11 protein-coding genes are annotated in these 11901 nt (G+C 64.1%); 8 read left to right on the top strand and 3 right to left on the bottom strand.

Annotation, left to right across the window (positions count from 1 at the left end):
- Positions 1-39: 39 nt before the first annotated feature.
- The 3 genes from AC5RWG_RS13705 to AC5RWG_RS13695 are packed head-to-tail and all read right to left on the bottom strand — an operon-like array spanning position 40 to position 2646.
- Positions 40-525 carry a hypothetical protein gene (locus tag AC5RWG_RS13705; protein WP_494167159.1) on the bottom strand — a complete coding sequence of 162 codons (486 nt, stop codon included), beginning with the start codon at positions 523-525 and terminating at the stop codon, positions 40-42.
- Positions 522-1550, bottom strand: a complete 1029-nt coding sequence (locus tag AC5RWG_RS13700; protein ID WP_494167158.1) for an aromatic ring-hydroxylating dioxygenase subunit alpha — start codon at positions 1548-1550, stop codon at positions 522-524. The genes AC5RWG_RS13705 and AC5RWG_RS13700 overlap by 4 nt, the downstream gene beginning before the upstream one ends.
- Before the next feature lie 10 nt (positions 1551-1560).
- Complete coding sequence (locus AC5RWG_RS13695) at positions 1561-2646, bottom strand: pyridoxal phosphate-dependent aminotransferase (protein WP_494167157.1); 1086 nt, start codon at positions 2644-2646, stop codon at positions 1561-1563.
- 297 nt (positions 2647-2943) lie between these two features.
- Between AC5RWG_RS13695 and AC5RWG_RS13690 the strand changes: the two genes are divergently transcribed.
- The 8 genes from AC5RWG_RS13690 (at position 2944) to AC5RWG_RS13655 (ending at position 11870) form a co-directional block, all read left to right on the top strand.
- Complete coding sequence (locus tag AC5RWG_RS13690; protein ID WP_494167156.1) at positions 2944-3888, top strand: ABC transporter substrate-binding protein; 945 nt, start codon at positions 2944-2946, stop codon at positions 3886-3888.
- A gap of 49 nt (positions 3889-3937) precedes the next feature.
- Positions 3938-4858: an amino acid ABC transporter permease gene (locus AC5RWG_RS13685; protein ID WP_494167406.1), complete on the top strand. Its 921-nt coding sequence runs from the start codon at positions 3938-3940 to the stop codon at positions 4856-4858.
- Positions 4855-5622 (top strand): amino acid ABC transporter ATP-binding protein, encoded by a 768-nt coding sequence (locus tag AC5RWG_RS13680; RefSeq protein ID WP_494167155.1) that lies wholly within the window; start codon positions 4855-4857, stop codon positions 5620-5622. The genes AC5RWG_RS13685 and AC5RWG_RS13680 overlap by 4 nt, the downstream gene beginning before the upstream one ends.
- Positions 5623-5644: 22 nt before the next feature.
- A complete protein-coding gene (locus tag AC5RWG_RS13675) occupies positions 5645-6379 on the top strand; it encodes an IclR family transcriptional regulator (protein WP_494167154.1) in 735 nt (244 codons plus the stop codon).
- Between the two features lie 192 nt (positions 6380-6571).
- The gene (locus AC5RWG_RS13670) at positions 6572-7690 is read left to right on the top strand and encodes an alpha-hydroxy acid oxidase (RefSeq protein WP_494167153.1); all 1119 of its coding nucleotides are present in this window, start codon (positions 6572-6574) and stop codon (positions 7688-7690) included.
- 93 nt (positions 7691-7783) lie between these two features.
- Positions 7784-9181: an FAD-binding oxidoreductase gene (locus AC5RWG_RS13665; protein ID WP_494167152.1), complete on the top strand. Its 1398-nt coding sequence runs from the start codon at positions 7784-7786 to the stop codon at positions 9179-9181.
- 219 nt (positions 9182-9400) lie between these two features.
- Positions 9401-10582 (top strand): tRNA dihydrouridine synthase DusB, encoded by a 1182-nt coding sequence (dusB, locus tag AC5RWG_RS13660; protein ID WP_494167151.1) that lies wholly within the window; start codon positions 9401-9403, stop codon positions 10580-10582.
- Positions 10575-11870: a deoxyguanosinetriphosphate triphosphohydrolase gene (locus AC5RWG_RS13655; RefSeq protein ID WP_494167150.1), complete on the top strand. Its 1296-nt coding sequence runs from the start codon at positions 10575-10577 to the stop codon at positions 11868-11870. The genes dusB and AC5RWG_RS13655 overlap by 8 nt, the downstream gene beginning before the upstream one ends.
- Positions 11871-11901 lie beyond the last annotated feature (31 nt).

Genomic DNA, 11901 nt, shown 5'->3' with positions numbered 1-11901 from the left:
ATCGGCGTGCCCGTCGCGGGCCAAACAGACCAGGAAACCCTAAGGAACCCAGCCTATGGCGCCGACGCCCTCCAGCCGCACGACGGCCACGGAGGCGGCCGCGCCATCGTGCGGTTCGAGTGACAAGACGAACGGATCATCACCCTCCAGGATCATTACGTCCAGCTCGCCGAGCCGGTGGCGGCCCTCGGCGAGCGCCAGACCGCGGCCCACGATGACAGCCACTACCTCCTGCGGCCCGCGGTCGATCCCGTGTAGGTCGTCTACCTGGAGCACCTCGATCGACGGCGTGGCAGCTGCCGGATCGGCGCACACTTCCAGCCGTGAGACGGATCCATCGCCGCGCGGCAGCTTCGCACTGACCCGCCGAACAGGGTGCGATTTGTCGGCCTCCGGACGATCCGCCGGGAGCAGCCGGAGGTCCCATTGCCACAGCTCACGCCGGGGTGTGTCCGGGGAGGCGGCAATCTCGAGGCAGCCGTCGTCGACGTCGCGGTGCGAATTTGACCTTAACAGCAGCCTCATGCCAGTTGCCCGCTGTTCGCCAGTTCCTTGGCCTCGGCGGCTAACATGCGGGACATCAGCCGGCGGGCCTTGGCCACACCGGCGTCCTGGGCAATCAGCACATCCGGCAGATGGGCCGGGCGCCGCTCCATCTTCTTCTGCTGCAGAGCCAAGGCGTCCTCGTCTTCGCGCAAGACGTCCCCGAGGCTCTCCTTGAGCAGCGCGTTGATGCCCTCGTCGCCGACCGCGAAGTTGCGGCAGAAGGCGTAGAAGTACCAAGCTGTGCTCTCAGTTTCGGGGGTGATGGCATTGAGGACCTCGAGCAGGTGCCCCTCCTCGCGCGTGCCTCCCGGCTCCACCACACCTGCGTGAATGACGTGCAGGCTTGGCAGCTGGAATTCAGTGGTATGCCAGCGGTCGACCAACGTCATCCCGGTCGCCTTTTCGAACAGCGGGGATGGGTGGCACCGCGGCATCCAGCGGTCAACGCTGACGACATTTCCATCGACTTCGACGGTAATTCCGTTCTCATAAACCGCCTCGTCCCCGACCGTGGACTGGTGCAGGAAGCTTTCATGCGTCAGATCCAGCAGGTTGTCGTGGATCAGGTCTGCGCTGCTGCGGAAGAGCAGCATATGGGTGACACGGTCCCAATCTGGATCAGTCATCCAGTGCGTGTCCGGCACGGGCGTGCTTCCCGCCTTGTCCGGATCTCCCATCCAGATCCACACCCAGCGGTGAGATTCGACCACCGGAAACGCCTGCACGAGAGCGCGCTCAGGGATGCGCTCCTGCGCGGGCACTTTGACGCAAACTCCCGAACAGTTGAATTCGAATCCGTGATATCCGCACTGGATGTTGTCGCCGATCAACCGGCCCTCCGACAACGGGTAAGCGCGATGGGCGCAACGGTCATCCAAGGCGGCGATGCTGCCGTCGAGCTTGCGATAAAGCACCACGTCTTCACCGAGGACGGTGCGTTTCATCGGTTCGCGCGTGACTTCCTCGGACAGGGCGATGACGTACCAGGCATTTCGAATGAACATGGATTCTCCTTTAGGCAAGGCCGCTGGCGGCGGCGGTCGACAAAGTATTGGTTTCTTCGACGTCAAGAGCATGCTTGAGCAATTCCAGCCCTCGCGTGGAGGGCACACTGATGCGAACGGTCCCGGGAACTCCCAGCGCAGTTCCGGGTCGGACGGACACTCCGTGGTCGAACAGACGGGCCACAAGCTCCTCCTCATCCGGGGCCTCGACGAGCACGAAATTGGCCTGCGACGCAACGGTTGTGTAGCCGGCCTGCTCCAAGATCCCGACCAGTTCGGTACGCAGGCGCAGGGTGTGGTCACGGACAGCGTGCTTGTGCCTCGTGTCCCGCAGGGCGGCCAGGGCGGCGGCCTGGCCCAGCGATCCCACGGAGAATGGAGCGCGGATTTTCTGCAGAGTAGCGATGATGCTGCGGTGGGCCACCAGATAACCGACCCGCAGTCCGGCGAGACCGTGGATTTTGGAGAAGGTGCGCAGCACTGCCACCCTGCCGCCATCAACCAGCGGCAAGGCGCTCTGTTCGGCGGGGTTCTCCGCGAAATCGATGTAGGCCTCGTCCACGACCACCAGTCGGGCCGGGCTCCGGGCCACAAACTGGCGAATATCCGCCAGTGAGCGGACGGTGCCCGTGGGGTTGTGCGGGTTCACGACATAGGCGATATCTGCGTCGACATCTGCCATGGACTCAAGGTCGTGCGCCCAGTGGCGCAGCGGTACCTGTGTGAGCCGCGCGTTCACGGTGTAGGTGCTGATGCGATCAATCTGGTAGGCCGGATCGGCGCAGACCGCGTGCCCTCCGTGGGCTAGGTATGCCGACGCCAGGAGGAAGATCAGCTCATCCGAGCCGTTGCCAACCAGGATCTGGTCCGGGTCTACGCCGTGCAGGCCGGCCAGTTCGGCCCTGAGCTCGTCCGCCAGCGAATCCGGATAGCGGTGGACCCTGGCTGCGGTCCTGGCGATGGCCGCTGCAACGGCAGGACTGGCTCCCAACGGCGATTCGTTGGAGGCCATCGAACCTTCGGGGCTCGTGGCGTGCTGGCCCGGCCGGTAGGCCTGAATTCGGTCGAGCCATGGTCGTTCAGTAATGGGCATCATGCGGGCCTTCCAGCTATGAGGACTTGTGTGGCGACGGAGAATCGTCCGCCGAATCAAAAAATTTCCCGCCAGGTCTGGTGTGGTGCACTAGATTTCTCTATATGTGACCAGGGTCTTTATATGCGGACACGCTAATGACGGCTTTGAGGGATGTCAATGGTTGCGAGCGACCCGCTAGGAAAAGAAATTAAGCGTTGACAGTGACCTGGCACACTCCTAGTATTTCCCTAATGCCGAATGGCGTTCAGATATACGAACTTTCCGCGTTCCACTCGCCACTTACTCGGGAGGACCCGAATGACTTCCATCGCGCCACGCAATTACCACCAAGCTGCCGTTCTACTCGCCGTGCCGATCCTGACCGGACTCCTGCTCAGCGGATGCGGATCGTCTTCGGACAGCGGCAAAGACGCCGCCGCCGCCGGCAACGCCGCAGGCACCGCAAACACTGCTCCGCTTTTCGAGCAGCTGCCCGATGACGTCCAGCAGGCGGGGACCATCCAGATCGGTTCCTCCATCGATTACCCGCCGTTCGAGTACTACGAGGAAGGCGATAAGTTGGCCGGCTTCGAAGTCGAGCTGTCCCAAGCGCTGGAAAAGCAGCTTGGTGTCACCTTCACGTGGAACAATGCCAGCTTCGACACGCTGCTTCCGGCTTTGACCACCAAGCGATATGACGTCATTTTCGGCGCTGTGAATGACACCGCGGAACGAGAAGAGGCCTTCGACCTCGTTTCCTACCTCCAGTCCTCACAGGGATTCGTCGTGCAGACAGGCAATCCCGCAGGCATCACCGAGGTTGAAGACCTGTGCGGAAAGCCAATCGCGGCCGTACGCGGAGGTGTGCAGCAGCAATATCTGGAGGCCCAATCGAAGGTCTGCGTCGACGCGGGCAACAAGGCCATCGAGGTCCTCACCTTCGACGGCAACGCGGCCGAACAGCTTGCGGTGAAACAGGGCAAGGCAGCTGCCATGCTGGAGAACTATCCCACTGCGGCGTACTTCGCCGCTCAGTCCGAAGGGGAACTTGAGGTCGTGGAGGGATTGCAGGTCGAGAAACGATTTTTCGGAATGGTCTTCAGTAAGAAGGACAGCGAGCTGCGCGACGCCCTGGCCGAGGCATGGCAAGCAATCATCGACGACGGCTCCTACACGGCGGTGCTCGAAAAGTGGAATCTGGCCAGCATTGGGATCGAAGAAGCCACTGTCAACCCTGTCAGCTCGGGTGTGAACCCCAGCTAGTGAAGCCGTCAGCGCAGGCTACCGAGCCAGAAGACAGGAGCACGTGGTGATGATCGATAACAAGGTAGAGGCGGGGCCCGGTGCGGCGTCCGCGCCCGTCTCAGTGAAGCAACTCACCGTTGTTCCGCTGCGTCATCCGGGGAGATGGGTGATGGCGGGGCTGATCTTGGTACTGCTGGCGCTGGTTGGTCGGGCGTTTCTCGCCGCGGACATAGATTACGGCGTCGTCGTCAAGTACCTGACCGCCGCCGGAATCCTCGAAGGCGTGCGCAATACGCTGGTGCTTCTGCTGCTGTCCATGGCACTGGGCCTGGTGCTGGGCGTGCTGACCGCGGTCATGCGGCAGTCTCCGAATCCGGTTTTGCGTTCCGTCGGCGGGGGCTATGTCTGGTTGTTCCGCGGCACACCGCTGCTGGTGCAGTTGCTCATATGGTTCAACCTTTCCATCATCTTCGAGACCTTCACCATCCCGGGGCTGTTTTCCGTTCCCATGAACACGCTGATGACGCCGTTCGTCGCGGCGCTCCTCGGCCTGGGAATCAACGAAGGAGCCTACATCTCCGAAATTGTCCGCGGCGGGATCCTCTCTGTGGACCACGGCCAGCGGGAGGCCGCCTCGGCGATTGGGATGTCGCGGGCCAAGACCATGCGCCGGATCGTCCTGCCGCAGGCACTGAGAGTGATCATTCCGCCCCTTGGCAATGAGTTCATCGCCTGCCTCAAGTTCACGTCCTTGGCGTACACCATCTCTTACAGCGAGCTGCTGCACTCGGCCAATAAGATCTACACCGCTAATTTCAAGGTGATCGAGCTGCTCTTCACGGTAGCCATCTGGTACATCGCGTTGACCACGGTGTTCAGCATCCTCCAGCAGTTGCTGGAGGAACGTCTCAACCGGGGCATCCCGGGATCCAGGACCAGCTTTTGGCACAAACTCAGGCAGAATCTGGCATTGAGGAGGACCGCATGAGCAACAACATCATGGTCAAGGCGGAGCAGGTGACGAAGTCGTTCGGCGACCTGCAGATCCTCAAGGGAATTGACCTGGAGGTGACGCGGGGCGAGGTGCTGTGCATCATTGGCCCATCCGGTTCCGGAAAGTCCACCTTTCTGCGGTGCATCAACCATCTGGAGAAAATCGACGGTGGCCGGCTGTCCGTCAACGGCTCCCTGGTGGGATACCGGCAAAAGGGAGACAAACTCTACGAAATGCGGGACAAGGACGTTTGTTCGGAACGCGCCAACATCGGCATGGTATTCCAGCATTTCAACCTATTCGGTCACATGACCGCCCTAGAAAACGTCATCGAGGGTCCGGTGCAGGTCAAGGGAATGAGCAAGAAGGAGGCCACAGGCAAGGCCCTGGTCCTGCTGGAGCGGGTGGGCCTCGGGAACCATGCCAAGGTGTATCCGCATGCGCTGTCCGGCGGCCAAAAGCAGCGCGTCGCCATCGCCCGTGCCCTGGCCATGGAACCACAACTGATGCTATTTGACGAGCCGACTTCCGCGCTGGACCCCGAGCTGGTGGGTGAGGTGCTTGACGTCATGAAGGACTTGGCCAGGTCGGGAATGACTATGGTGGTCGTTACCCACGAGATGGGCTTTGCCCGCGAGGTCGGGGACGGAATAGTGTTCATCGACAAGGGCCGCGTAGTGGAGCAAGGCGATCCGCGTGAGGTTCTGGCCAACCCGAAAGAGGAACGCACCAAGGCGTTCCTGAGTGCGGTCCTGTGATGAAAGGACTGGAAGAAGCACGATGAGCACCTCGGTTCTGCGCGCGTTGGAAATCCTGGAACTATTGTCCAAGGCGGACAGGCCGATGGCCCTGACACCGATCGCGGAGCAGTTGGGCATCCCGAAGAGCACCGCGCATACGATCCTGCGGGCGCTGGTCAGCAGGGAGTTCCTGGTGGTTGGCGAACACGCGTCCTATTCCATCGGATTGAAGGCCTTCGAAATTGGCGCGGCGCATCTGCGGTCCGTTAGCGCCCTTGACATCGTGACGCCTCAGCTCGTGGAGCTCACGCACGGCCTAGGCGTCACCTCGCACTATGCGATCCTGGACGCCACTGATGCCGTGTACCTCGTCAAGGAAGACCCACCGGGATTGGGCATCAAGCTCGCCAGCTCAGTAGGCGCCCGGCTGCCGGCGCACCTCACCGCCGTCGGAAAAGCTTCGCTGGCCTGGCTGCCCGAAGGCGAGCTCGCGAGCCACCTGCCGTCGGACCGCGGCGTGGGCAGCCAATTCCTCGACGGGCTTGCCGAGGAGTTGGCGAAGGTGCGCAAACAGGGCTTCAGTTTGGACGACGGCGATACGGCGGCCGGAGTGCGCTGCGTTGCCGCGCCAGTGTTCAACCCCTCAGGTCCGCCCGGCGCCATCGGGGTCAGTTACCTGCTTGGATCCCCGCTGGAGCTGGGCGCGGTGTCCGCGCAGGTTGTCCTGGCTGCCGAGCGTTCGACGGCGCAACTGGGCAAGCGGACCAGCAGATGAACTTTGGGAATTCGAGAAAGGGCAAAGCATGAACCTCACTGAGGCTAGGAGCCATTGTTGGCGCCAACAAAGCGGCGCCGGGGCGCCGGGATGAAAATATCGGAAGCCGCGCAGCTAGTTTCGCTGAAACTACCATCCGGAACGCGTACCAGCCGCAGGCTCAGCCGTTGCCTGACCGTAAATGATGTGCGCGTGGCCGCGAGGCGGCGCTTGCCGCGGTCGATCTTTGACTACGTCGACGGCGGCGCGGATGAGGAACAGTCGCTGCGGGACAACGTGGAGTCCTTTGGCCGGTACCGGTATGTGCCAAGGGTGCTATCGGATGTCAGCTCGCCGGACATCTCCGCCACGGTTCTGGGCCGGAAGACGGCTGCGCCGCTCGGCTTTGCTCCGACCGGCTATACCAAGATGATCAATCCGCTTGGGGAGCCGTCAGTCGCGCGCGCCGCCGGCGCCGCAGGCATCCCGTATGCGCTTTCCACGATGGCCAGCACTTCCCTTGAGAACCTGGCCTCCAGCCCCGGGGTTAACACTGAGGACTTGTGGTTCCAGCTCTACGTCTGGAAGGACCGGGCCCTGACCATGGACTTGGTCCAGCGCGCAAAACAGAGCGGATACCGCGTTCTGGAAGTCGCGGTGGACACAGCCGTTTCGGGCAACCGGGTACGCGACGTTCGCAACGGTCTGACGATTCCGCCGGCCTTGACGCTGGGCAGCATCCTGGACATCGGCCGGAAACCGAGCTACTGGGCGGGCATGCTGGCCAGCCCGGTGCTGGAATTCGCCAACGTCTCGGACGGCGCAGGCGGAGGCTACACCATTGAAAACATCAGCGACCAGTTTGACCCAGCCGTGACCTGGCAAGACCTGGAGCGGCTGCGGGAAGCCTGGCCGGGCAAGCTCGTCATCAAGGGGCCGATAGGGGACGTGGACGCTAAACGGGCCCAGGCTTTGGGCATCGACGGCGTTCACCTGTCCAATCACGGCGGCAGGCAGCTCGACCGTTCAGTCGCCCCCGTCGCCCTCGTCCGGCCGGTCCGAGCTGCGGTAGGCGACGATTTCGCAATCTTGCTGGATTCCGGCGTGCGCCACGGTTCGGACATCGCAACGGCCATCGCGCTCGGTGCTGACGCCTGTTTCGTGGGCCGTCCGTATCTATGGGGACTCGTGGCCGGTGGCCAAGAAGGCGTCGAACATGTTGCAGGACTGCTCATGAGCCAGTTCCGCCGGACACTTCAGCTACTGGGCGTGACCAGCGTCGATGAGCTGCGCGAGGCCGGCCCCGGCATCTTACAGCCGCCGGCCGGATAACCTGCCAGCTGGGTTCTGCTGGCCAGCGAATCAGACAGAGCGTACTGACAACAGAGCCGGCCCCGCGGGGGACCGGACCGGTGAAGGGAACCAATGGACGTCGTTCAACAACTTGCGGCCGCCCTCCCCGGGCGGGTGCAGACCGATCCGGGGCTGCTGGAGGCATGTCGCACGGACCGTTCCGGGCATGTTGCGGACGGGAGCCCGCTGGCGCTGGTCCAGGCCCGTTCCGTTGAGGACGTACAGGCGGTGTGCCGGATTGCTCACCAACACGATACGCCTGTGGTTACCCGCGGCGCCGGAACCGGACTGGCTGGCGGCGGTATTGCCGGTGCCGGTGAAATCGTTCTCTCCACCGCTCTCATGACGCGGATACTTGAGGTATCAACGTCCAACCAGTTGGCTGTCGTCGAACCCGGCATCCTTAACGGAGACTTGAACCGGGAGCTGGCAAAGCAGGGACTCTGGTGGCCGCCCGATCCTGCCAGCAAGGATATCTCCACAGTGGGTGGGAACATCGCCATGAATGCCGGCGGGCTGCTTTGTGCCAAGTACGGCGTGACGCGTGAAGCCGTGCTGGCGCTGAAAGTGGTTCTGGCCGATGGGCGGCTGATCTCCGTGGGGCACCGAACGGTCAAGGGCGTCACCGGCTACGACCTGTGCGCCCTAATGATCGGTTCGGAGGGTACGTTGGGCGTTATCGTGGAGGCCACGCTCAAACTGCGTCCCGCCGTCGCCGGGACCGTCGCGACCATTGCGGCCTTCTTCGACTCCGTGGACCAAGGCGCCGCGGCCGCGGCGCGGATCACGGCTGCGGGCCTCCAGCCTGCGATGATGGAGCTGCTGGATACCCGCACGCTCGAATGTGTGAGCCGCTATACCGGGGTGGACCTGATATCGCGCGGAAACTCTTACTTCCTCATCCAGTGTGACGGCCCGGCGGCCGAGGCTGAGGCCGCGGCGATGGAGGCCATCATCCGTGAGGAAGGCGGCCGCGCCGAAATCACCACTGACCCGGAAGAAGCTGAACGGTACGTGGATGTCCGCCGGCAGGGCTTCCCCTCGCTTGAAGCGATGGGAACGATGTTGGTCGAGGACGTTGCGGTTCCGCGGGACGCGATGACCGCTGTCTTCGGCAAGGTCGCAGAGCTGGAAACCAAGTACCAGGTCATGATTCCCACTACCTGTCATGCGGGAGACGGGAACCTGCATCCCAGCTTCGTGTTCAGCGGCGATACTGTACCCGAAGCGGTGTGGGCCGCGGCAGGCGAACTGTTCAACTATGCGCTCAGCCTGGGAGGCACACTCTCCGGAGAGCATGGCATCGGGATCCTTAAACGGCGCTGGCTGGGCGATGAGCTCGGCGCTGAACAGCTGGAACTGCAGCGACAGATAAAGGCGGTATTCGACCCGCGGAACTTGCTGAATCCCGGCAAGGTCTTTGGACCCGCTCCCGAATTGGTAGCTTTCTCCCCGCCGGTTTCCTGCTGAAGTCGCCTTCCGGTACGGGCCAGGGAAGAATTCAGGCAGGAGTCGCGGGCTCCCGAAACGCTTGGCGTGCATCAGCATGTGCACAATTGAACTGTTGCCCGCACGGCGGCCCGGATGTCCCGTGGACGCGGAGGAACGGCGGCGAAGCCGACCGGGGCCGTTAGTCCACAGGCGCGGGTGCCGGCGGACGGATTTGCCCGGTTTTGAGAGAATGGTGGGGTGACACTTACCGCTGCCCCCGAATCGGCCGCCAAGCTCGAGCTTCCACCGCTCAAACTCGGCCCGATAACCGTCGACACCCCGGTGGTGCTGGCACCCATGGCCGGCATCACCAACAAGGCGTTCCGCCGGCTCTGCCGCCAGTACGGCGGCGGCCTGTACGTGGCGGAAATGGTCACGTCCCGCGCGCTGGTCGAACGCAACCGGGAGTCCATGCGGATCATCTCGCACGATGAGGACGAGGACGTGCGCTCCGTCCAGCTCTACGGCGTGGATCCCATAACCGTCGGCGCCGCCGTCCGCCTGCTGGTGGAGGAAGACCGCGCCGACCACATCGACCTGAACTTCGGCTGTCCGGTGCCGAAGGTCACCCGCCGCGGCGGCGGCTCGGCGCTGCCCTGGAAAACCGAACTGTTTACCGCGATCATCCAGGCCGCGACGCGCGAGGCGGCCAAGGGCGACGTGCCGCTGACCATCAAGATGCGTAAGGGGATCGACGACGAGCACCTGACCTTCATCGAGGCCGGCAAGATTGCCCGCGACGCCGGGGTGGCGGCCGTGGCGCTGCACGGCCGCACCGCCAGCCAGTTCTACTCGGGCAAGGCCGACTGGAACGCGATCGCGGAACTGCGGGAAGCCCTGCCGGACATCCCGGTGCTGGGCAACGGAGACATCTGGAGCGCCGAGGATGCGGTGCGGATGGTGCAACAAACGGGAGTGGACGGCGTCGTCGTCGGCCGTGGTTGCCAAGGCCGCCCGTGGCTGTTCGGCGACCTGCAGGCCGCCTTCGAAGGAACCGACAGGCGCTTCCGCCCGGGGTTGAAGGACGTCGCGGATAGCTTCTACCGGCATGCCGAGCTGCTGGTGGATTACTTCGAGGACGAGGGCAAGGCCCTGCGGGATATCCGCAAGCACGTGGCCTGGTACTTCAAGGGATACTCGGTGGGCGGAGAGCTGCGTGCCGCGCTGGCCCAGGTGCCTACCCTCGAAGTGCTGCGCGAACTGCTGGCCGAACTGGATGCCGACGCTCCCTACCCGGGGGCGGACGCCGAGGGCCCGCGCGGCCGGGCCGGTTCGCCCAAACGCACGGCGCTGCCCGACGGCTGGCTCTCCAGCCGGGAGCTGAACGCGGACCACAAGGCCATGATCGCCGCCGCTGAACTGGACGTCTCCGGTGGCTAAGGTTCGCACCGGGCGCCCGGCCCCGCCTACGCCGGGCTACACGGAGTTCGACCAGGAACGCTGGTACACGGAGGAACCGAAGAGCACCTACCGCACGCAGTTTGAACGCGACCGGGCCCGGGTTCTGCACTCGTCGGCACTGCGGCGGCTGGGCGCCAAGACCCAGGTGGTGTCCCCGGACACGGACGACTTCGTGCGGACGCGGCTGACGCACAGCCTGGAAGTGGCCCAGGTCGGCCGCGAACTGGGACGCACCCTGGGCTGCGACCCCGACGTGGTGGACGCCGCCTGCCTGTCCCACGACCTGGGCCATCCCCCGTTCGGCCACAACGGGGAGACCGCGCTTAACGCCGCGGCCCACGCCATCGGCGGTTTCGAAGGCAACGCCCAGACCCTGCGGCTGCTGACCCGGCTGGAGCCCAAGATCCTGCGCCCGGACGGATCGCCGGCCGGGCTGAACCTGACCCGGGCCAGCCTGGACGCGGCCTGCAAATACCCGTGGTCCGCCGACGACGCGCCGGTGATCCACGGCAAGCGCACCAGCAAGTTCGGCGCCTACGAAGACGACCTTCCCGTGTTCAACTGGCTGCGCGAAGGCGCCGCGGAGCGCCGGTCCTGCCTGGAGGCCCAGGTGATGGACCTCGCCGACGATATCTCCTACTCCGTGCACGACGTCGAAGACGCCATCGTGGCCGGGCGCATCCAGCTCAAGTGGCTGGACAGCCCCGACACCCGCAGCCGGGTCATCGGCTACACCCAGCAGTGGTACCTGCCCTCCAGCGACGCCCAAGAGGTGGACGAAGCACTGACCCGGCTGGAGCAATCCGGCGTCTGGGTGCGCGAGGCCGACGGCAGCCGCAAGGCCATGGCGGCGCTGAAAGACATGACCAGCCAGCTGATCGGCCGCTTCTGCTCGAGCGCGATGGAAGCCACCCGCTCCATCTACGGCCCGCAGCAGCTGACCCGCTACGGGGCGGAGCTGGTGGTGCCGCAGGAAACCGCCATCGAGATCGCGGTGATGAAGGGCCTGGCCACCACGTTCGTGATGACCGCGGACCTGCGCCAGCCGGTCTACGAACACCAGCAGGAGATCCTGCACGACCTGGTCAGCGAGCTCCACGCCACGGGGGAGAAACATCTGGAGGAGCCCTTTGCCTCGGATTGGCGGGATGCGGACGACGACGGCGGCCGCCTTCGCGTGGTCATCGACCAGATCGCCTCGCTCACCGATGTCTCCGCCCTGGCCCTGCACGAACGCCTGATGGGGGCCCACCGCACCCTCCTGTGAGGTTGCGGGCCGCAAGCAGCTTCCCTCCACA

Source organism: Arthrobacter sp. Y3221160, assembly GCF_059092585.1.
The sequence above is the reverse complement of the archived record's forward strand: the minus strand, read 5'-3'. Positions and strand labels throughout refer to the sequence as shown.

Bases quoted from the DNA above. Each gene is read 5' to 3' on its own strand.
- AC5RWG_RS13690 (WP_494167156.1), top strand. From the start codon at position 2,944: ATGACTTCCATCGCGCCACGCAATTACCACCAAGCTGCCGTTCTACTC.
- AC5RWG_RS13700 (WP_494167158.1), bottom strand. From the start codon at position 1,550: ATGTTCATTCGAAATGCCTGGTACGTCATCGCCCTGTCCGAGGAAGTC.
- AC5RWG_RS13695 (WP_494167157.1), bottom strand. From the start codon at position 2,646: ATGATGCCCATTACTGAACGACCATGGCTCGACCGAATTCAGGCCTAC.
- AC5RWG_RS13665 (WP_494167152.1), top strand. From the start codon at position 7,784: ATGGACGTCGTTCAACAACTTGCGGCCGCCCTCCCCGGGCGGGTGCAG.
- AC5RWG_RS13680 (WP_494167155.1), top strand. From the start codon at position 4,855: ATGAGCAACAACATCATGGTCAAGGCGGAGCAGGTGACGAAGTCGTTC.
- AC5RWG_RS13675 (WP_494167154.1), top strand. From the start codon at position 5,645: ATGAGCACCTCGGTTCTGCGCGCGTTGGAAATCCTGGAACTATTGTCC.
- AC5RWG_RS13705 (WP_494167159.1), bottom strand. From the start codon at position 525: ATGAGGCTGCTGTTAAGGTCAAATTCGCACCGCGACGTCGACGACGGC.
- AC5RWG_RS13685 (WP_494167406.1), top strand. From the start codon at position 3,938: ATGATCGATAACAAGGTAGAGGCGGGGCCCGGTGCGGCGTCCGCGCCC.